General features: G+C 60.9%; 18 protein-coding genes. 10 read left to right on the forward strand and 8 right to left on the reverse strand.

Translation table 11 applies throughout. From position 1 onward, the window contains the following. The first annotated feature begins 94 nt into the window (after positions 1-94). Positions 95-1,438, forward strand: a complete 1,344-nt coding sequence (locus tag AC07XF_RS27000) for a sensor histidine kinase (RefSeq protein WP_495028935.1) — start codon at positions 95-97, stop codon at positions 1,436-1,438. Positions 1,439-1,547: 109 nt separating this feature from the next. On the opposite strand, the gene AC07XF_RS27005 is transcribed toward AC07XF_RS27000, so the two are convergent. Continuing rightward, positions 1,548-2,114, reverse strand: a complete 567-nt coding sequence (locus tag AC07XF_RS27005) for an NAD(P)H nitroreductase (protein ID WP_495028936.1) — start codon at positions 2,112-2,114, stop codon at positions 1,548-1,550. A 121-nt stretch (positions 2,115-2,235) separates the two neighbouring features. On the opposite strand from AC07XF_RS27005, the gene AC07XF_RS27010 reads away from it, so the two are divergent. After that, positions 2,236-3,690 carry a TrkH family potassium uptake protein gene (locus AC07XF_RS27010; RefSeq protein WP_277535650.1) on the forward strand — a complete coding sequence of 485 codons (1,455 nt, stop codon included), beginning with the start codon at positions 2,236-2,238 and terminating at the stop codon, positions 3,688-3,690. Here the strand turns inward: AC07XF_RS27010 and AC07XF_RS27015 are convergent. Continuing rightward, positions 3,647-4,708, reverse strand: a complete 1,062-nt coding sequence (locus tag AC07XF_RS27015) for an AraC family transcriptional regulator (RefSeq protein ID WP_495028937.1) — start codon at positions 4,706-4,708, stop codon at positions 3,647-3,649. The two genes, AC07XF_RS27010 and AC07XF_RS27015, sit on opposite strands and share 44 nt — an antisense overlap. A 160-nt stretch (positions 4,709-4,868) precedes the next feature. Here AC07XF_RS27015 and AC07XF_RS27020 point away from each other — a divergent pair, with 160 nt between their 5' ends. Together AC07XF_RS27020 and AC07XF_RS27025 are read left to right on the forward strand one after the other, a co-directional pair. Continuing rightward, the gene (locus tag AC07XF_RS27020; protein ID WP_103394688.1) at positions 4,869-5,180 is read left to right on the forward strand and encodes an Mpo1-like protein; all 312 of its coding nucleotides are present in this window, start codon (positions 4,869-4,871) and stop codon (positions 5,178-5,180) included. Positions 5,181-5,207: 27 nt separating this feature from the next. Continuing rightward, positions 5,208-5,798, forward strand: a complete 591-nt coding sequence (locus tag AC07XF_RS27025) for an HD domain-containing protein (RefSeq protein WP_495028938.1) — start codon at positions 5,208-5,210, stop codon at positions 5,796-5,798. Between the two features lie 129 nt (positions 5,799-5,927). Here AC07XF_RS27025 and AC07XF_RS27030 read toward each other — a convergent pair whose 3' ends face one another. Beyond that, on the reverse strand, positions 5,928-6,743 hold the full coding sequence (locus AC07XF_RS27030) for a UDP-2,3-diacylglucosamine diphosphatase (protein WP_495028939.1): 816 nt from the start codon (positions 6,741-6,743) through the stop codon (positions 5,928-5,930). A 134-nt stretch (positions 6,744-6,877) separates the two neighbouring features. Here AC07XF_RS27030 and AC07XF_RS27035 point away from each other — a divergent pair, with 134 nt between their 5' ends. Together AC07XF_RS27035 and AC07XF_RS27040 are read left to right on the forward strand one after the other, a co-directional pair. Further along, positions 6,878-7,642 (forward strand): helix-turn-helix transcriptional regulator, encoded by a 765-nt coding sequence (locus AC07XF_RS27035; protein WP_495028940.1) that lies wholly within the window; start codon positions 6,878-6,880, stop codon positions 7,640-7,642. 71 nt (positions 7,643-7,713) lie between these two features. Beyond that, positions 7,714-8,607 (forward strand): DMT family transporter, encoded by an 894-nt coding sequence (locus AC07XF_RS27040; protein WP_495028941.1) that lies wholly within the window; start codon positions 7,714-7,716, stop codon positions 8,605-8,607. Here the strand turns inward: AC07XF_RS27040 and AC07XF_RS27045 are convergent. The 4 genes from AC07XF_RS27045 to recQ form a co-directional block, all read right to left on the reverse strand. Continuing rightward, a complete protein-coding gene (locus tag AC07XF_RS27045) occupies positions 8,601-8,888 on the reverse strand; it encodes an Rdx family protein (RefSeq protein ID WP_495028942.1) in 288 nt (95 codons plus the stop codon). The genes AC07XF_RS27040 and AC07XF_RS27045 overlap by 7 nt on opposite strands. Before the next feature lie 33 nt (positions 8,889-8,921). Beyond that, complete coding sequence (locus tag AC07XF_RS27050) at positions 8,922-10,172, reverse strand: type IV pilus assembly protein FimV (RefSeq protein ID WP_495028943.1); 1,251 nt, start codon at positions 10,170-10,172, stop codon at positions 8,922-8,924. A gap of 127 nt (positions 10,173-10,299) precedes the next feature. Further along, complete coding sequence (locus AC07XF_RS27055) at positions 10,300-10,734, reverse strand: MarR family transcriptional regulator (protein WP_007984163.1); 435 nt, start codon at positions 10,732-10,734, stop codon at positions 10,300-10,302. A gap of 119 nt (positions 10,735-10,853) precedes the next feature. Further along, positions 10,854-12,980 (reverse strand): DNA helicase RecQ, encoded by a 2,127-nt coding sequence (gene recQ, locus AC07XF_RS27060; protein WP_495028944.1) that lies wholly within the window; start codon positions 12,978-12,980, stop codon positions 10,854-10,856. Between the two features lie 371 nt (positions 12,981-13,351). On the opposite strand from recQ, the gene AC07XF_RS27065 reads away from it, so the two are divergent. The 4 genes from AC07XF_RS27065 (at position 13,352) to lapD (ending at position 17,260) form a co-directional block, all read left to right on the forward strand. Further along, complete coding sequence (locus AC07XF_RS27065) at positions 13,352-13,939, forward strand: UPF0149 family protein (protein ID WP_007975277.1); 588 nt, start codon at positions 13,352-13,354, stop codon at positions 13,937-13,939. Positions 13,940-13,949: 10 nt separating this feature from the next. Next, positions 13,950-14,345, forward strand: coding sequence for a YbaN family protein (locus AC07XF_RS27070; protein WP_495028945.1), 396 nt, complete (start codon positions 13,950-13,952; stop codon positions 14,343-14,345). A 244-nt stretch (positions 14,346-14,589) separates the two neighbouring features. Continuing rightward, positions 14,590-15,297, forward strand: a complete 708-nt coding sequence (gene lapG, locus AC07XF_RS27075) for a cysteine protease LapG (RefSeq protein ID WP_495028946.1) — start codon at positions 14,590-14,592, stop codon at positions 15,295-15,297. 22 nt (positions 15,298-15,319) lie between these two features. Continuing rightward, positions 15,320-17,260: a cyclic di-GMP receptor LapD gene (gene lapD, locus AC07XF_RS27080; protein WP_495028947.1), complete on the forward strand. Its 1,941-nt coding sequence runs from the start codon at positions 15,320-15,322 to the stop codon at positions 17,258-17,260. Positions 17,261-17,371: 111 nt separating this feature from the next. Here lapD and AC07XF_RS27085 read toward each other — a convergent pair. Further along, positions 17,372-21,148: beta strand repeat-containing protein (locus AC07XF_RS27085; RefSeq protein ID WP_495028948.1), on the reverse strand; the 3,777-nt coding region annotated here is incomplete at its 5' end.

Raw genomic sequence — 21,148 nt, forward strand, 5'->3', positions numbered from 1 at the left:
GGCGGTTTGCCAGTTAAAGCATTTGTTGACTGACACACCGCCTTCGCGAGCAAGCCCGCTCCCACACTGATCTGTGTTTGTTCGAGGATTTCCTGTGCGTTCATTGTTCTGGCGTATCCTGGCCAGCTTCTGGCTGGCCATCGCTCTGGTTGCAGGGCTTTCCATCCTGCTCGGGCACATGCTCAACCAGGACGCATGGATTCTCAGCCGCCACCCGGGCCTCAACACGCTGGCCGAACAGTGGACGCAAACCTACGAAAGTCAGGGCGAAGACGCCGCTCAGGACATTCTCCAGCAACGCAAACGCCAGTATCACATCGACGTTCAGGTGCTTAATGAAAGCGGTGATCCGGTTGTGCGCGGCACCTTCCCCAAACGTGCAGCGGCCTTTGAGGCGCGTCAGAACAATGAAGACCGACGCTTGCCATGGCGGCGTCTGACCGATGAGTTCACCAGCGAAAAAACCGGCGACACCTACCTGTTCATCTACCGCATCCCGCACCCGGAACTGGACGCCTGGCACCGCGAGAGCCTGCTCTGGCCGCTCAGTGCGCTGGGGATTGCCCTGGTGGTGCTGACCCTGTTCAGCCTGCTGGTGACCTTTTCCATCACGCGCCCGCTCAGCCGTCTGCGCGGAGCGGTGCATGACTTGGGACAAACCGCTTATCAACAGAACAGCCTGGTCAAACTGGCCAATCGTCGCGATGAGTTCGGCGTCCTGGCCAACGACTTCAATCGCATGGGCGCGCGCCTGCAAAGCCTGATTGGCAGTCAGCGGCAACTGCTGCGGGATGTGTCCCACGAACTGCGTTCGCCCCTCGCCCGCTTGCGTATCGCGCTGGCGCTGGCCGAACGGGCCACCCCGCAGGAACGGGAGCAGCTCTGGCCGCGCCTGACCCGTGAGTGCGACCGACTGGAAGCGCTGATCAGTGAAATCCTGGTACTGGCGCGGGTCGACTCCGATAACGCCAGTGCGGAAGAGGTGGATCTGAACGCCTTGCTCAATACCCTGCAAAAGGATGCGCAACTCGGTTCACCCGAGCAGCTCGTCCATCTCGAAGCCGAATCGCAACTGAATCTGAAGGGCTGGCCGACCATGATCGAACGGGCCGTCGACAACTTGCTGCGCAATGCCCAGCGCTTCAATCCGGTGGATGGCCTGCCGATCGAATTGCAGGCGCTGCGACAGGGTGAGCGGATCGTCGTGACCGTACGCGATCACGGGCCTGGGGTCAGTGCCGAGTATTTGAGCCAGCTCGGTGAGCCGTTCTATCGGGCGCCGGGGCAGACAGCGGCCGGACACGGCCTGGGCCTGGCTATCGCCCGGCGAGCGGCGGAGCGACATGGTGGCAGCCTGGTGCTGGCCAATCACCCCGAGGGCGGTTTCATTGCCAGTCTGGAGTTGCCGTTGGTGCCGGGGGCTGTCGTACAACCCTGAAACCTGTGGGAGCGGGCTTGCTCGCGAAGAGGGAGTGTCAGTCGACATCAAAATTGACTGATCCACCGCTTTCGCGAGCAAGCCCGCTCCCACCCTTGATGTGTGCTGTTCAGGCCTTGCCCGGCCAGGCGCTGACAAACTCGGCCAGGTCGACCTTCTCGGCCACTCGCGGTTCTTTCTGCGGTGTGCCCAGGTACAGGAAAGCAATCACCTCTTCCCCTTCCGCCAACCCCAGCCCCTTGGCCACATGCGGCGAGTAAGCCAGGTCACCGGTACGCCACACCGCACCAATGCCCTGCGCATACGCCGCCAGCAAAATCCCGTGGGCCGCACAGCCAGCCGCCAGCAACTGCTCGGACTTCGGATACTTGGCGTGATCCTGCAACCGCGCAATCACCACCACCACCAACGGCGCCCGCAGCGGATTACTGCGCGCCTTGTCGATGGCCGCTTCGCTGACTTCGCCGTCCTGCAATTTCGCCGCTTCGGCCAGCAACTCGCCCATTTGCTCGCGCGCCGCGCCTTCCACCGTCAGGAAGCGCCACGGCTGCAAGTGACCGTGGTCCGGGGCGCGCATGGCGGCGCCGAACAGCACCTCGCGCTGCTCGGCAGTGGGTGCAGGATCAATCAGTCGTGGAACGGAAACACGGTTGAGCAAAGCGTCGAGAGCCTGCATCGGCTACCTCCTGAAAAATTTGTGCGGCTATTCTAGCTGCAACTGCCGCAGCAGTGCCGGTTTACATGCCCTGCCTCGCGCGTAGAATGGCGCCCTTTCCACTATCAGCCGAGCGGACCTCATGGCGTTGCCGACCTTACGGATCATTGGTTTCATCATCGGCATCTTCCTGATCACGCTGGCGATCTCCATGGTCATACCCATGGCGACGCTGGTCATTTTCGACCGCACCAGCGATCTGCCGTCGTTCCTCTGGGCCAGCATGATCACCTTTGTCGCCGGATTGGCGCTGGTGATTCCCGGGCGCCCCGAACACATTCATCTGCGCCCCCGTGACATGTACCTGCTGACCGTCAGCAGTTGGCTGGTGGTGTGCATCTTCGCCGCACTGCCGTTCCTGCTGACGCAGCACATCAGCTACACCGACTCGTTCTTCGAAAGCATGTCCGGCATCACCGCCACTGGTGCAACCGTACTCAGCGGCCTGGACACCATGTCCCCTGGCATCCTGATGTGGCGCTCCCTGTTGCACTGGCTGGGTGGCATTGGCTTCATCGGTATGGCGGTGGCGATTCTGCCGCTGTTGCGCATCGGTGGCATGCGGCTGTTCCAGACCGAATCGTCGGACCGCTCGGAAAAAGTCATGCCCCGCTCGCACATGGTGGCGCGCCTGATCGTGGCGGCCTACGTCGGCATTACCATTGTCGGCAGCCTGGCGTTCTGGTGGGCCGGGATGAGCCTGTTCGACGCGATCAACCACGCGATGTCGGCGATTTCCACCGGCGGCTTCTCTACCTCCGACCAGTCTTTGGCCAAGTGGCCGCAACCGGCGGTGCATTGGGTCGCGATCGTCATCATGATTCTCGGTGCCCTGCCGTTCACCCTGTATGTCGCCACGTTGCGTGGTAACCGTCGGGCGCTGATCAAGGATGAACAGGTTCAAGGCCTGCTCGGCATGCTGCTGGTGACCTGGCTGGTACTCGGCACCTGGTATTGGTGGACTACCCAGCTGCATTGGCTGGAGGCGTTGCGGCATGTGGCGCTGAACGTGACGTCGGTCGTGACCACCACCGGTTTTGCACTGGGGGACTACAGCCTCTGGGGCAATTTCTCGCTGATGCTGTTCTTCTACTTGGGGTTTGTTGGTGGTTGCTCCGGCTCGACGGCGGGCGGCATCAAGATTTTCCGCTTCCAGGTGGCCTATATCCTGCTCAAGGCCAACCTTAACCAGCTGATACATCCGCGCGCGGTGATCAAGCAGAAGTACAACGGTCACCGTCTCGACGAAGAAATCGTGCGTTCGATCCTGACCTTTTCGTTCTTCTTTGCGATCACCATCTGCGTGATTGCACTGCTGCTGTCGCTACTCGGCGTGGACTGGATGACCGCCCTGACCGGCGCGGCCAGTACCGTGTCCGGCGTGGGTCCGGGACTGGGCGAGACCATTGGCCCGGCGGGCAACTTCGCCACCCTGCCGGATGCCGCCAAGTGGATTCTGTCATTCGGCATGCTGCTGGGCCGACTGGAGATCATTACGGTGTTTGTGCTGTGTATTCCGGCATTTTGGCGTCATTGACCGCGTCAGGTGATTGCATCAGCCGCATCCGGTACTCGCCGGGTGTGGCGTCGAACCAGCGTCGGAAAGCACGGAAAAAGTTGCTCGGATCGGCAAACCCCAGCAAGTAGGCAATTTCCAATAATGTCATGGTCGGTTGCGCCAGGTACTGCTCGGCCAGCTCGCGCCGGGTATCGTCCAGCAGCACCTGAAAACTCGTGCCCTCTTCCTGCAAGCGCCGCTGCAAGGTGCGCTGGGACAGATGCAGTGTCTGCGCCACGGTATCGCGCTTGGGCTCGCCTTGGGGCAACAGACGGCACAACACCTGCCGCGCCTTGTGGGTCACGCGGCTTTCGGAAAAGCGCGCGAGGTATTCGCCGGCAAAGCGGTCATGCAGCAATGCCATCGCCTCGTTGGCCGTCGGCAAGGGGGCTTCCATGTCTGAACGCTCGAAAATCAGCGCATCGTAAGGTGCGTTGAACAACAGCGGCGCATGAAAGGCTTGCTTATAGGGTTCCAGGTTGGCCGGTTCGGAGCCTTGGAACAACACTTTGCGTGGTTGCAACGTACGCCCGGTCAACCAGCCGCACAGTGCCAGGGCACAGGCCAGTGACGCTTCGGCGCTTTGCCGGGTCGGCGGCAGATGATCGCCATGCACCGTCAGAATCAGTGCGTAGCCTTCTTCCAGCAGTTTGAAACTCAGGTCGGCACTTTCGGCGATGATCCGCTGATAGCGCACCAGACGCTGAAAGCCTTCGGCCAGGGTCTGGCTGGACATCAAGGCGTAACCGGTCACATGAAACTGCGCCGGTCGCACCACCTTGCCCATGTTCAGGCCGATGGCCGGATTACCGGACAGCTCGACCGCACGCTGCCACAGCCGCGTCATGGAATCTTGCGGGAAGCGTGCATCCGGATCATCCAGTGCCGCGTAGTCGAGCCCCAGCTGCTTGAACAGAACCCGGCAATCCAGGCCGTCCATCTCCAGAGCTTTGACAATCCCCATCGCCCAGCTTGCAGAAGTCGTTCGTTCACTCATGGCGTTTTCTTACATGGTGAGCCGCATGCTACGGCTATTGACCGAAGGATACTAAAGTGGCGCCTATTGTCAGTGGCTGATGCCATTGATCACTCTAGACTCAAATAAGCTACCCGCAGAACAACTTGCAGTCAGAACAATAACCACAGAGATAGCAGTCGTGGAAAACGTCAAACGATTCAACAGCTTTGCTGAGTTCTACCCGTATTACCTCAGCGAACACAGCAACAGTACCTGCCGACGCTTGCACTTTATCGGCACGACGCTGGTTATCTTGATACTGGCGCTGACCATTGGTCGCGGGGCATGGATGCTGTTGTGGGCCCTGCCTTTGGCGGGTTACAGCTTTGCCTGGGTCGGGCATTTCTTCTTCGAGAAGAACCGCCCGGCGACGTTCCAACACCCCTTCTATAGCCTGCTCGGTGACTTTGTCATGTACCGGGATATGGTTCTGGGGCGCGTTCCGTTCTAGCTGACATCGGTCACAAGAGAGTTGCCTATGAATGCCAATGCCCGCTTCACCCACATGAAGGACGGCACGCAGGAAGACTGGGCGATCATCGCCGCGGACTTCAGTGCCTACGCGCGACATTTGCCAGCACGGATTGCCGCGCACCTGCAGTTGCTCGAGGGCGATTTCGGCGGTTTTCCGGTGGATCGCCTGACCCACTCCCTGCAAACCGCCACCCGCGCCTGGCGCGATGGCCGCGACGAAGAATACGTGGTCTGCGCCCTGCTCCACGATATCGGCGACACCCTGGGTTCCTACAATCACCCGGACATCGCGGCGGCGATCCTCAAGCCGTTCGTCAGCGCAGAGAATTTGTGGATGGTGGAAAAGCACGGGATTTTCCAGGGCTACTACTTCTTTCATCACCTGGGCATGGATCGGCATCTGCGTGAGCAGTTCCAGGACCATCCGCAATACCAGGCGACCGTCGAGTTCTGTGCCAGATACGATGCGGCGGCGTTTGATCCGGCGTATGACACGCTGCCATTGAGCTTCTTCGAGCCGATGATGGAGCGATTGTTTGCGCACCCCAGGAACTCGATTTACAAGGTGGCGATGGAAGAGCACTCGCCGGCCTGACAGATCCAGCGGAACCGCTTCGCGGTCCATTCGCGAGCAAGCCCGCTCCCACAGTAGATTTGTTGCGAACACAGAATCTGTAGGAGCGGGCTTGCCCGCGAAGAGGCCAGTACAAACACCGAATGACTGTCAGGCCAACTCTGCAACCTTGGCCGCCTTCAACTGCGCCTCCCGCGCCTGGGCATCCGCCAGACGATACAACTCGATCGAACCATCCCAGTGCTCGATCAGCGCCGTGCACGACTCCACCCAGTCGCCGCAATTGAGGTAATCCACCTCGCCGACCTTGCGAATCTCGGCATGGTGAATGTGTCCGCACACCACGCCGTGCAGCTCGCGCTTGACGCATTCGTGAGCGATGGCTTCTTCGAAGTCGCTGATGAAGCTGACTGCGGTTTTCACTTTGTGCTTGAGGTAGGCCGACAGCGACCAGTAGCCGTAGCCATATCGCGCGCGCCAGCGATTGAGCCAGCGATTGAGGGTCAGGGTGAATTCGTAGGCCGAGTCACCGAGAAAAGCCAGCCAGCGATGGTAACGGGTGATCACATCGAACTGGTCGCCGTGAATCACCAGCAGATGCCGGCCGTCGGCGGTGACGTGGACGGCTTCGTCCACCAACTGGATATTGCCCAGGATCAGCTTAGAATAGCGGCGCAGGAATTCGTCGTGGTTGCCGGTGACGTAGATCACCTCGGTGCCACGCTTGCTCATGGTCAGCAGGCGACGGATCACGTTGGTATGCGCTTGCGGCCAGTACATGCCGCCGCGCAGTTTCCAGCCGTCGATGATATCGCCGACCAGGTAGATTCTGTCCGCGTGATAGCTCTTGAGAAACTGCGACAGGTGTTCAGCCTGGCAATCCCGGGTGCCCAAATGCACGTCGGAAATCCATAAAGTCCGTACGCGTTGCTTACGGGTGGGTTTGGCGAGCTCGGCGCTGGTCATGGGCAACCCTCTGGCAAGTTTTGGCAAGTCTGCCCCGGCCCGGTTAATGGTGCATGACAGCGTCAAGTCAGTCGTGTGACAGCGCTTGCAGGCCCGCTCGGTGTAGACTGACGCCCTGAACCGGGAGACCCGCGATGAGACCGATCCTCACGCTCCGCCAATACAGCCACGACCTGATCGTCCACAGCCACGACCACGCGCAATTGGTGTTCGGGCTCTCGGGTGCGCTGGATTTCGAGGTCGACGGCCGTGGTAGCCAGGTGGTGCAGCAGAGTTTCGTGGTGGTGCCCTCCGGAGCGCATCACGCGTGTGGCAGCGCCAATGGCAGCCGCTGTTTGGTGCTGGATGTACCCAGCGAACAATGGGTTGCCCAGTCGTTGGGCGATCACGCCGAATCCAGCCGACGCTTGCTCGACAACGCCGGCCGCCTGCCCCTGGATGCCGGGCAAAGCCAATTGGTCAGTTGGCTGGCGAACAGTCCGGTCGATGATCCGCTGATCGCACAACAAGGCGCGGTGTTGCTGCTGGCCAGTCTCAACAACGCCAGGCCCGATACCGTCGGAGGTCGGCGCCTGCCCTATGCCGCGCTGAACGCACACATCGATCAGTACGCGGCGTACCCGCTGCAGGTGGCCGACCTCGCCCGTGTGGCCGGCCTCTCCAGTGCCCGATTGCATGCCCGATTCGTGGCCGAATGCGGGCAGACGCCGATGGACTACATCCGCAGCCGACGCCTGCATATTGCCGTGGGCTTGCTGCGCAACTCGGCGCTGCCCATCGGTGAGATTGCCAGCCGCGTCGGCTACAGCTCCCAGAGTGCCTTTGCGGCAGCGGTGCTGCGCGAGTTCGGGGCATCGCCCGGAAAGCTGCGGCGCGAGGCTGGCGACAAAAAACGCTAGTTTGCCGACAGACTTGACGGACGATTACGCGCTTCAATGAGGCTTCTGTTCGTTTGTCGTTAAGGATTGCAATGACTCCCCGTACCGCCCTTGGCGCCTTGCATATCGGCGCACTGATGTTCGGTCTGACCGGCGTGTTCGGCAAACTGGCTGCCGCGTCACCGGCGATCATCGTTTTCGGCCGTGCCGCTTTCGCCGTGCTCGCGCTGGCGTTTTTTGCACGGTTCGCCAGCCAGACGCGCTGGCAGAAACTCGAGCCCGTGGATTGGCGTCGACTGCTGCTCAGCGGCTTGTTGCTGGCCGGACACTGGGTGAGTTTCTTCATTGCGGTGAAAGTCGCAGGCGTGGCGATTGCGACGCTCGGTTTCGCCAGTTTCCCGGCCTTTACCGTGATCCTTGAAGGGCTGATCTTCCGCGAGCGCATTCGCGCCAATGAAATTGTGCTGGTGCTGCTGGTGAGTGTCGGGTTGGTGCTGGTCACGCCTGATTTTGATCTTGCCAGCGGCGCCACCACCGGCCTGCTGTGGGCCGTGGGTTCCGGGTTGTTGTTCGCCCTGCTGTCACTGACCAACCGTGCCAGCTCCGGGCGCGTCCCGCCCGTGCAGGCAGCGCTGTGTCAGAACGTGGTGGTTGCCCTGTGCCTGCTGCCGGTGGCGGCGCCGCAATTGAGCGAAGTGCGTGCCATCGACTGGCTGTGGATCGGCCTGCTCGGTGTGTTCTGTACCGGTGTCGCCCACAGTCTGTTCGTCGCCAGCCTTGCGGTGATCAAGGCACGCACTGCCGCCGTGGTGTTCGCCCTGGAACCGGTCTACGGCATCACCGTCGCGTGGCTGCTGTTCAATGAAAACCCGACCCTGCGCATGTTGCTCGGGGGCGCGCTGATCATTGTGGCGATTGTGGTGTCCAGCAGGTTCTCAGGTGGTTCCAGCAAGAAAGCCGTTGCTGCGGAGGCGGCTTCTCACTGAGTGCGGTCGTTGTGCCCCAGGTCGCGGTCCGGGTCGATTTGGTCGCGGACCCGCTGCTTGAGCACTTTAGCCTCAGGGAAGCCACCGTCCGCCTTGCGCTCCCAGATCTGCACGGTGTCACAGAAAATATGAAAGACCCCACCGGTGCCCGGCACCAGGGAGACTTTGCCCAGGTCATCACCAAAGGTGCTGAGCAGTTCCTGGGCCAGCCAGGCCGCACGCAACAGCCATTGGCATTGCGTGCAATAGGTGATGACGATTTCCGGTTTGCTGACGGTCATGATGGGACGTAACTCCAGAGTTTGACGACGCCGCTATGATAGCCCGGCCGGTGGCTGTCGGGACGGCGGAGCGGGTTGCGCCTCCAACTCGAACGCAGGCTCGATCATGGCCAGAGCAGCCGACTGCTTATACTCGTTTGGGTTGATCACCTCCCAACTCGACACCATGGACAGCTCCTCCAGATTGAGCTGGTACTCATCGTCAGTGGCAGATTCACCGGACATCGCCAAACCCGGAGCCGCCACGGCAGCAGCGACCGGGATGGAATGACGGTTATCGACCCACTCAAGTTCATCATTGGCTGGCACCCCGTCGCGCTGCGCAGTAGGCGATTGCGTGACGGACGGCCAGATCACTGGCTCGGTAAAAAACTCAGCCGACGGTTCATGCGGCGACGGCAGAGCCTCTGAAGCTGTGGCCTGATGCTGCTGGCGCCAGCGACGAGCAAACCAGCCCAGCGCCAGCAACGCCATCAGCGCTGATACGCCGGCAATCTGCAACCAGCCAATCCCGGGGGTTTCAGCAATAGCCGGGGCCGGTGCCACTGCATCAGTAGCCATGGGTTGCGCCTTTACCTTCTTGAGCTCCGCCAGTTGGGTTTGCAGCTCGGTCAACTGCTTTTTCTGGTCGGTGATCAGCTCATCCTGGCCTTGAAGCTTCGCGTTGAGCTCATCGACAGTGGTTTGCAACGAATGGTTTTGCAGGGCGCTGGCGGCCAGTTGTTCGACTGCGGGATCAACCACGGGGACGTCCGTTTCCGGCGTCGCCTTTGCCACGGGTGACGGCGAGACAATCGGTTGAACACTGGGGAATGCAGACGCCGGGGAACTGGAATCCGGTTCATCGGTGGCGGGAACAACACCTGGCGCACCCGGCGGATCAATCAGTACCGTGTACTCGCGCAATAACCGACCGTTGGGCTGATTAAGCTGCACGAGGAAATTCAGAAACGGTTCACTGACCGGTTTGCTGGATGTCACCCGGATCAAGGAGCGATTACCGCGCAGCACCGGGGTGAATTTCAGGTTATTGAGGAAAAACACCCGGTCGATCCCGGCACGGCTGAACTCGTCTGCCGTTGCCAGGCTCACCGACAGCTCGTTCTCTTCCAGGCCAGATGTATCCATCAGTGCGATATCGGCACGCAGCGGTTGATTCAGCGCCGAATGCAGGGTGATTTCACCCAGGCCCAACGCAGGTGCCCATGCCGAATAAGTGACAGCGGCCCCGGCCAGCAACCACTGGGAACAACCGCGCAAAACCAATCGCCAACACTTGAGCATGAGCATCCTTGAGATCCACAGAAACTACCCGTACGCGTTCGTACATCCGTTACGAACACGATATTGCCGAGTAGTTCTTATAGTCTGCCCAATGCGCTATCTCAAAAACCTGGCGTTCGGTTATGCCTCAAGATTTTTCAAGGTTGCCCAGGATGTGCCCGTGAACCCGCATGCACACCTTCAAATCCGCCTCATCGACGCCTTCGAACAGTTCGTGACGCAGTTGCGTGGCAATGGTTTCAATTTGTTCGATCAGGGGACGCGCCGGCGCGCAGAGAACGATTTTCTTCGCCCGGCGGTCTTCCAGCACTGCCTGGCGTTGCACCAGGCCCTGGCTTTCCAGGCTGTCGAGCAAACGGGCCAGGGTCGGGCCTTCGACGCCGACGCTTTGTGCCAGCTCGCGCTGGGTCGGTGCTTCCTCGAAACGCGCGAGGTGCAGCAGCACCAGCCAGCGTGCCTGGGACAAGCCCATGCCCGCCAGTCGGCGGTCCAGTTCGGCACGCCAGCCGCGGGACATCTGGGCCAATTGCATGCCAAAGCGGTGTTGATCGGTTAACGGCATAAAACACTCATGATCAGACTGAAATAAATAAAAACTAATTATTAGTCAGCTAAGCATGCGCCTCGATTTGAGGCAAGACTTGATCTCTAGTGAATCGTTACATCAGCAATATCGATGTCTCAAATCTCGAATTCGGATTGCAAGGCGGCGCGCACGCAGTACAAAACCCCTTCCGGTACCCGGCCCGCGAACAGCGCAGCGATTTCGGAAACCGGCGGCAACTCGCCTTCGCCGTCGAGGAAGGCATCCTGGACTTCACCCATCAGGTCTTCAGGCAGATCCAGCGCCTGCTCCAGCGACAACTGCTGCTTGCCGATCGCTTCGGCCAGCATGGTGTAGACGTTCTTTTCCGAGCACTGCAATTGACCGGCAATCTGCACCGGCGTCATACCGGCCCGCGCCAGGGTGATCAGTTCGTGACGCACGTCGGCCACCGCTTTCGGCGCCTCGACCTGGCCGCCGAGCACCTCGAGGAAGGCCTCGCCATAACGCTCCAGCTTGCGCGCGCCGACGCCGCTGACCGTGGCCATTTCCGCCAACGAGGTCGGCTGGCTGCGGAGCATTTCCAGCAAGGTCGAGTCGGGAAAGATGACGTACGGCGGCACGCCATGTTCTTCGGCAAGCTTGCGACGCAAGGCGCGCAAGGCTTCCCACTGTTCGCGTTCCTCGCCACGGACCAGTTGGCTCGCCTGGCTCTTGCTGCTTTTCGCCACCGTTTGCGCCTTGAGGTCGCGGCGCAGCTCCAGGGTCACTTCGCCCTTGAGCAACGGCCGGCAACTGTCGCTCAGGCGCAAGCCGCCGTAGCCTTCAAGGTCGATGTCGGCCAGACCTCGGGCCACCAGTTGGCGGAACAACGAGCGCCATTCGCCCTCCGCCATCGCCTTGCCAACACCAAACACCGACAGATGTTGATGGCCGAAGCTGCGGACCTTTTCGTTGTCCTTGCCGAGCAATACATCCACCAGATGCCCGACGCCGTAGCGCTGACCGGTGCGGTAGATCGCCGACAGCGCCTGGCGCGCAGGTTCGGTGGCATCCCAGGTCTGCACACCGTCGACGCAGTTGTCGCAATGACCGCAAGGCTCGGGCATGTCTTCGTCGAAGTAGGCCAGCAGCGTTTGTCGACGGCAGCGGGTTTCTTCGCAGAGCGAAAGCATGGCGTCGAGCTTGTGTTGCTCCAGGCGTTTGTGGCGCTCGTCGCCTTCGGAGTTCTGCAGCATCTGCTTGAGCATCACCACATCTTGCAGGCCGTAGGCCATCCAGGCATCTGCCGGCAAGCCATCACGGCCGCCACGACCGGTTTCCTGGTAATAGGCCTCAAGGGATTTCGGCAGATCGAGGTGGGCGACGAAACGCACGTTGGGCTTGTCGATGCCCATGCCGAACGCAACGGTGGCGACCATGATCAGGCCTTCCTCGTTGAGGAAGCGTTTCTGATGGTAGGCGCGCAGATCGTTGGGCAGGCCGGCGTGGTACGGCAGCGCCGGGAAGCCTTGCGCGCTGAGAAACGCTGCGACTTCCTCGACTTTCTTGCGCGACAGGCAATACACGATGCCCGCATCGCTACGGCGCTCGGCGAGGAACGCCAGCAACTGCTTGCGCGGCTGCTCCTTGGGTACGATGCGATAAAAGATGTTCGGTCGGTCGAAGCTCGACAGGAAGCGCTCGGCGTCTTGCAGGTGCAGACGGGTGACGATTTCTTCCCGGGTGCGCTTGTCGGCCGTGGCGGTCAGGGCGATGCGCGGCACGTCGGGGAACATTTCCGCCAACTGGCCCAGTTGCAGGTATTCCGGGCGGAAATCATGCCCCCATTGCGACACGCAGTGCGCTTCGTCGATGGCGAACAGGGAAATGTTCAGTCCCTGCAGGAAGGACAGCATGCGCGGCTGGACCAGACGTTCCGGTGCCAGATAGAGCATTTTCACTTCACCGCGGCGGATGCGGGCAGCGAGGTCGCGCTGTTGCTCGGCGCTGAGAGTGGAGTTCAATGCGGCGGCCGCGACGCCCAGCTCTTCGAGGGTGGCGACCTGATCGTCCATCAGGGCGATCAGCGGCGAGACCACCACGGCCAGGCCCTCGCGCAACAGCGCCGGCACCTGGAAACACAGGGATTTGCCGCCACCGGTAGGCATCAGGACCAGGGCATCGCCGCCACTGGCCACGCGCTCAATGATTGCACCCTGACGGCCACGGAAACTGTCGTAGCCGAAGATGTCCTTGAGGACGCGTTGAGCCTGTTCGAGCATAGAAACTCCAAAAATCACCGAAACATCCCTGCAAGGCTGGTTCAGAACCACCAACGCTGCACTGACAAATCGTAAGTGCGCATTGCATGACGCTTCACATTTCAGCCGTGACGCCAGCAGGGCAATCACAAAACGCGCGAGTATACCCGAGCCCCGTCCGGCAAAGGGCACCGCTGATAAGACTCACACAATCGGACTGTGGGAGCGGGTTTGCTCGCGAAGAGGGAGTGTCAGTCGGCAATAATGCAGCTGGCACACCGCCTTCGCGAGCAAGCCCGCTCCCACAAAGGTGCAAATATGCCTTGCGGCTGGCCCAAGCGCTCAAGAAGGCCTAGAATTCCCGCATCGAACATTCCCAAGGTAGTCTTTTAATGTCCTTCGCTGAGCAACTAACCCGCCTGCAAGTCTTCCTCGACGCCGACGAACTGCATGACGAGGCGCTGGACTACGTGGCCGCCCACGGCTACCTCACTGCGCTGTCGATCTGTTCCGAAGTGGTCCCGGACCGTGAATGGATCGACGCACTCTTCGCCGAGGAGCCGCATTACAGCGGCGAAGCCCAGCGCGAAGAGATCGAAGCCACGCTGATCGGCCTCAAGGCCCACATCGCCCGCCAACTGGCCTCCGACGAGGAGTTCGAGTTGCCGTGCGACCTGGACCTGGGCGACGACCCGGATGATTCCGAGCTGCGCGGCTGGTGCATCGGTTTCATGGAAGGCGTGTTCCTGCGCGAAGAAGCCTGGTTCGAAACCGCCGAAGACGAAGTCAGCGAAATGCTGCTGCCGATCATGGTCGGTTCGGGCCTGTTCGACGAGCAACCGGAGTTCTCCGACATTGCCGCCGATGCCAACCTGATGGACGACATGATCGTGCAGATCCCGGAAGCCCTGACCGCGCTGTACCTGCTGTGCAACGCGCCAGACGAAAAACCGGCGATTCTCAAGCCCCGTCACCACTAAGGTTCTGCCTATGGACAACCCCATAGGCAACCGCCCCCTGATGTTCCGCTACGTGCTGCTGGCCATCGGCTGGCTGAGCGTAGCGCTGGGGGTGATCGGGATTTTCCTGCCGGTATTGCCCACCACCCCTTTCCTGCTGCTGGCAGCCGCCTGCTTTGCCCGCAGTTCGCCGCGCTTCTATCAATGGCTGGTTGAGCATCCGCGGCTTGGTCCGTGGATTCGCGACTACCTCGATGGCAACGGCATTCCGCTCAAAGGCAAGGTCTACGCCATCGGCCTGATGTGGGCGAGCATCCTGTTCTCCTGTTATCTGGTGCCGCTGCCCTGGGCACGGGGCTTCATGTTGACCAGTGCGGTGCTGGTGACGATCTATATCCTGCGCCAGAAAACCCTGCAAAAGCCCTGATTTCACCCAGGCATTTGTGGCGAGGGAGCTTGCTCCCGCCAGGTTGCGAAGCGACCCCAAACCATTCAATCCAGATACCCCTGGTACACCGCGCTCACCTGTTTTGCGACTGCTGCGCAGCCGAGCGGGAGCAAGCTCCCTCGCCACAAAAAGCCGTCCACCGAACGCCCTTCCTCCGACGACCTGCCCTGCCCCGGCAAAAACTCCACCTAAACTTCAAAAACCTACACTCGAGCAGCCAGACATGGCCCGCAGTCTGCGTAGTCCAGGATGGCCAACGCTCCGACTTCGGCTCGGCGGGTGGTTGCTGCTGGCAGGTTTGCTACTGACCGTATTCGACGTGGTCCAGGCCGACTGGGATTTTGCGCTGATTCTGCAAACCGTTGAAAATCGCTACGGCCCCCTTGGACCGGCGCGAGGCCGGATCGAGGCATGGAGTCAAATGCTGCAGAGCGCACACGGCGCCCCTGAACCTGAGCAGCTCAACACGGTGAACCGCTTCTTCAACCAGCAGCTGAACTTCCAGGACGATACGCGCATCTGGCAACAGACCGATTACTGGGCCACGCCCGTCGAAGCCCTGATCAAGGGCGCCGCCGACTGCGAGGACTACGCCCTGGCGAAATACTTCAGCCTGCGCCGGCTCGGCATTCCCAGCGAAAAACTGCGCATCACCTACGTCAAAGCCCTGAGCCAGAACCAGGCGCACATGGTGCTGACGTTCTACAGTACCCCCACGGCCGACCCGCTGGTGCTGGACAACCTGATCGGCGAGATCCGCCCCGCGTCCCAACGTAAAGACTTGCTGCCGGTGTATGCCTTCAACGCCGAAGGCCTGTACCTGCCGGGCAAGAACGGCGGCCAGCGCAGCAGTGACTCGAAAAAACTGTCGCGCTGGCAGGACGTGTTGAAAAAGATGCAGGCCGAAGGGTTCGACATCGGCGATGGCTAGCCGCCACGGCAAGGAGCGATGTATGACACTGCGTAAACAGTTGTTCCTGGCCATCTGCCTGTTCCTGCTGGTGGCGTTCAGTGGCAGTTTTTTTTCCAGCCTGGAAAGCTCCCGCGAGCAAACGCTCAGTCAGCTGCGCGCCCACGCCCAGGACGCAGCCACCGCGCTGGGGCTGTCGCTGACGGCACAGGTCGATGACACGGCAATGATGGAGCTGATGGTCAGTTCGATTTTCGACAGTGGCTATTTCAGCAGCATCCGCGTCATCAAGCTCAAGGATCAGCAAACGCTGGTGGAACGCAACGCACCGACGCAAATCGATGGTGTGCCTGACTGGTTCGCCGACCTGGTCGACCTGCGCCCGCAAGGTGGCGACGCCTTGATCATGCGCGGCTGGGAGCAACTGGCACGGGTCGAAGTGCTGAGCAATCCGCAATTCGCCCTGGCCAGGCTCTGGGACAGCACCCTCGGCAGCCTGATCTGGCTGCTGTTGTGTGGGCTGTTCAGCGCGGTGTTTGGTGGCTGGATGCTGCGCAGGCAATTTCGCCCACTCGACAGCATGGTCCGACAAGCTGAGGCCATCAGTAACCGCGAATTTCTCAGCCTGCCGAAACTGCCACGGACACCGGAGTTGAAACGGGTGGTGCTGGCGATGAACCAGATGGTCGAGAAGCTCAAGGCACTGTTCGTCGAAGAGGCTGCGCGCAGCGAAAAGCTGCGGGCCGAATCCTATCTGGACAGCCTCACTGGCCTGGCCAACCGACGCCTGCTCGACGAGCAACTGGCCGACCATTTACGGGAGTGCGAACAGAGTCGCGATGGCCATTTGTTGATGTTGCGGATCAACGACCTGAACGGGCTCAACCAGCGGCTGGGCGGCCAACGGACTGACGCACTGATCTGTGCCACGGGCGAATTGCTCAAGCGCCTGACGCAACTGCCGGAACGTCGCACCTGGCTGGCAGCACGCAATCGTGGTGGCGAATTCAGCCTGCTGACACCGGGTCTGGACGCTGAAAATGCCACGCGCCTGGCGGCCGATATCAGCGTCAGCCTGGAGAACCTGCGCCTGACCGGAGCCAGCGATTGCATGCCCGTCGCCCATCTGGGCGTTGTCGCCTACCGTCCCGGTGAGCCGATCGGCAACGTACTCCTGCGCCTTGACCAGGCGCTGACCGAGTCCCGGCAGCATCCCGAGCGACCGTGGGTTCATTTGAGCCATCGTGACACCGCACCGAATCACTCCCAGCACGACTGGCGCACCTGGATCGACGACGCCTTGACCGAAGGCAAAATGCAGTTGTACTTCCAGCCCGTCGTGCAATGCGCCGACACCCTCCAGGTGCTGCATCACAAAGTGCTCGCACGCCTGCTCGACCCACAGGGCGAGGCGATTGCCGCCGGGCATTTCCTGCCGTGGATAGAACGGCTCGGCTGGTCGGCACGCTTCGACCTGGCGATGCTCGAAGCCACGCTGGACGACCTGGTGGTCAATCGCAGGCCCTTGGCACTGAGCCTGTCCGGCAGCACCCTGGGCGATCCGGAGCAGCGGCGGACAATCCTCGACCTGCTCGACTCACTCCCGGAACTGGCACCGCTGCTGACCCTGGAAATCGACGAGCGTCAACTGCCGTCCCCCGAAGTGCTGCAAGACTTGAGCAGCACATTGCTCAAGACCGGTTATCGCATCGGCCTGCAACACTTCGGCGGGCGCTTCAGCCAGATCGGCAACCTGACCCAATTGGGGTTGGCGTACCTGAAAATCGATGGAGCCTACATTCGCAATATCAACGAGCAGCCTGACAAACGGCTGTTTATCGACGCGATCTTTCGCGCGACCCACAGCATTGATTTGCCGCTGATTGCGGAGATGGTCGAGACACATGGGGAACTGGAAGTGATCAGGGAGTTGGGGATATTCGGGGCCATGGGGCGGTTGATCGGGGCGCCAGAGCCGATGTGAGTTTGTCAGGATGAATAGTGTTCTTGGATCTTTTGATTTTTCACTTAAAAAAACAAACAACCCGCCACTCCTTTTGCAAGGATGGCGGGTTTTATCGTTTCAGACCTCAACTCACACGGTATCCACCTTCAACGAATGATCGTTGAGCATGCCGTTGATGATGGTCGCCGTGTCGTGCCCACCCGCGATCACCCCACCCGCCCCTGGCGTTACACCGTAATGACTGGCGAGGTTGACGCCGGCCAGGTCGATGGTCTGGTTCGGTGCGGCGCCGGCCATGGCGCTGACATCGATGCTGGTCACCGTCGACGGCCCACTGCCGGTGACGGTGAAGTGCAGGTAATCATCCAGCGAAGCCGTGGTGCCGTTCTCCCCTTGCAGCAGTTGCGACAGGTCGAGTTTGTCGGTGCCGGGTGTGAAGTCGGTGATCAGATCATGACCACTGTTACCCTTGAGCCACTGGAAGGTATCGGCCCCTGCCCCGCCGGTGAGGGTGTTGTTGCCCAGGCCGCCGATCAGGAAGTCGTCGCCACCTCCGCCATTGAGGATGTCGTTGCCCAGGCCGCCGTCGATCACGTTGCTGTTGTTGTCGCCGCTCAGCGTGTCATTGAAGTTCGAGCCAGTGAGGTTTTCGATGCTGGTCAGAGTGTCAGTGCCGGCGCCCAGGGTGTTTTGCGCACCGAGCCGGCTGAGGTTGACCGTCACCCCGGCGGTGGCATGGGCGTAACTGGCCGTGTCGATGCCCGTGCCGCCATCGAGGATGTCATTGCCCGGGCCGCTGAAGAGCAAATCATTGCCGGCGCCGCCGTGCAGCTCGTTGTTGCCGGAGCCGGCAGTGAGCACATCGTTGCCGTCGCCGGCATTGATGATGTTGTTGCCCGTGCCCGCCACCAGTACATCATCCCCACTGGTGCCGGTGAGGGTGTGGCCGTCCTGATAGCTGATGGTCAGGTTGGCCGAGTCGCTGCCGCCATGGTTGTCGTTGGCGGTGTAGGTGCCGTGGTAGTCCGGGGTGACATCGTGTGCCCCGGCGTAGTTGACAGTCATGGTCAGTTGATAGTTTTCCGCCGCATTCGTATTGCCGCCACTGGTGTTCGTGATGTTGGTCATGTGGATCTGGTAAGTGCCATCCGCGCTGGCAGTGATGGTGCCGCCGTCGGCGATGCTTACGAACGCCCCACCGTTGAGCGAATACTCCATCGTGACGTGCCCGGCTGCCAGGTTGTGATCGAGGTTGAGCGTCTCACCCTGTTTCAGCTTGACCGTGATGAGGTCTTCATTGTTGCCATCGGAGCTGTTCGCTTTGTCGAGATAGCCACTGATCACCAGCAGCGCCGTCATGGTCGCTGCGTTGGCCGCAAAGGCATTGCGCACGTCTGCCAGACTCTGGTTGGCGGGGGTACTGTTGGTGCCGGCGAAGCTGATCGCACCGGTGCCGGTGAAGTCCGCGCCCTTGGCTATCCAGCCGGTGTTGAACGAGGTTGGTGTCGCCGAGAGTTGATCGCCATTGGGGTCGGTATCGTTGGCCAGCAACAGTTCGCCTGGTACCACGATGTTGCCCGACAACACGTTGGTAATGATGTGATCGTCCACCGCCACTGGCGGTGCGTTGGGGATCACTTTCACGGTCAGCGTCGAACTGGCCAGGTCGCCGTCGTTATCGCTGGCGGTGAATGCGATGTTTTCGGTGATCAACACCGACGTGGTTTTCTGCGAAATGTAGGTGTATTCACCGGTGTCGAGATTGATCTGCAAGGTACCGCTGTTGTTGGTGGCAATGCTCAACGTGTTGTCCACGGTATTGAACGTGCCGTGGTTGAGCCCGCCGCTGAAGTTCAGCGAACCCTGATTGCTGTTGCCGCTCGGATCATAGGTGTACGTGGTGCCGTCCACCGTGACGGTTTTGATGAAGCCGCCATCGGCGCCGAATGTACCGCCTTCGCCCAGCAGCGAGCCGGTCACCGGTGCGCCGATCACCGTGCCGGACAGCACCGAGTTGAGCTGGTTGAGATCGGTGACCACCACCGCATTGGTGTCGGTGTGACTGCTGCCGTCATAGGCCAGTGGATTGAGGTTGGCATTGCTCACGCCGCTACCCAGGCCGATCGCGTAGTTCTTGATGTTGTTGGCATCGAGGAAGGCTTTCAGCGCGGTCTCGTCGGCAGTACCGATTTCCTGGCCGGTAGTGGGCTTGCCGTCGGAGAAGAAGTAACCGACGTTTTGCGCGCCGACCAATTTGCCCGAGGTATTGAACGCGGTCTGCATGGTCGCCACGGCCGCGTCGTAGTTGGTGCCGCCGTTTGCGGTGAGGCCGGCCAGCAGGGTCTTGGCGGTCGCAACATCGACCCACACCGAAGTCCTGTCGGTGGCGCTGCTGCTGAAAGTGACGAGTTGCACTTTCACATCGCCGAGGTCGTCGTATTTATCCAGCAAGGCACTGATGGCCTGTTTGGCCAGTTCCAGCCGCGACAGGCCCGACACACCGGAAGGGTCGGCCATGCTGCCGGAGATGTCGAGCACGATCAGCAGGTTGGAATCGATCTCCACTGCCGCCACCGAGCGATCCGTTGCCACCGCCTTGGGCACGTCATCGACAATGTTGACCACGATGGTGCTGGTGCTGCTGTTGCCCAGCGCATCGGTGGCTTTGTAGGTGAAACTTTCACTCAGGCTGTTCGGCCCGTCGTTGGCATTCGGCGAGGTTTTCGGTGCCGAGGTCAGGGTGTAGGTGTAGCTGCCATCGGGGTTGAGCAGGATTTGCCCGTAAGTACCGGTGGCACTGCCGACCAGGGTATAGGTGAGCGCACCGCTGGCACCCGAGACCGAACCGACCAGGGTGCCGGACGCGGTTTCGCCCGTGTTGCCCGGGTCGCTGCCGGTGACCGTTCCGGCGGCCAGGTCCTGCCCGTCCTTGCTCAGGTCGAGGGCTTTTTCGTAGACCGTCACATCGCTATCGGGGTTGGCCTTAATGTTGCTGTTGACCACATCGATGGTGATGGTGGTGGTGCTTTCATCGCCATCGGAATCACGCACGGTATAGGTAAACGTATCGGTAGCCCCCGAGTCGCCGACCGAATTCTGGTTGCTGTGATACACCGCGTTGCCATTGGCATCGAGGGTCAGGTAGCCATAGGTGCCGTTGATCTGGTTGCCCAGCCCGCCGACGGCCGACGTCGAGGTATTGCTACCGGCGCGCACGCCGACCACCGTCGCCGGACCATCGGCACCGCTGATGTCGTTGCCCAGCACACTGATGTTGACGGTGCCGCCCTCCACTACCGACGACGAGTCAGGTTTGGCGCTCGGCAGGTCATCGACGATGTTGACGTTGATCTGCCCGGTCGCACTGTCGCCGTCCGTATCGGTGGCAACGACGTTGAAGTTTTCGGTCAGGCTGTTGGCGCCGTTGGCGGTCGGATGGGCTTCGTTATCGTTGAGGGTGTAGCTGTAGCTGATCACTCCGGTTGCCGGGTTGTAACTGGTGATGGTCAACGTGCTGCCCAGCGGCGTGGTGATCGACTGCGGGAAGCCGGCGGCCACACCAGCGCTGACCACGGCGATACCGCCGACGGTCAGGGTTTGCAGACCATCGAGGGCATTCACGGTGAAGGTGCCGGTCTGGGTCAGGGCTGACGCGTTGGGGTTGCTGCCGTCGCTGAGGTTTTTCTCGTAGACCGTCAGCTCACCGCCATTCACGTCGAGGCCGTTGAGGGTTACCGGATTGTCGTTGTTGTGGATCTGCAGCACCAGGTTGGCGGTGCTGGTGTCGCCGTCCGAATCGGTGAGGGTGTAGCTGAAGGTTTCCGTGCCATTGCCGCCGCCGTGCAGGGCCTTGAAGTCGGCATCGCTGGTGTTGAGGGTGTAGGTGTACGTGCCGTTGGCATTCAG

It is taken from the genome of Pseudomonas sp. GW821-FHT01C01, from assembly GCF_059422645.1.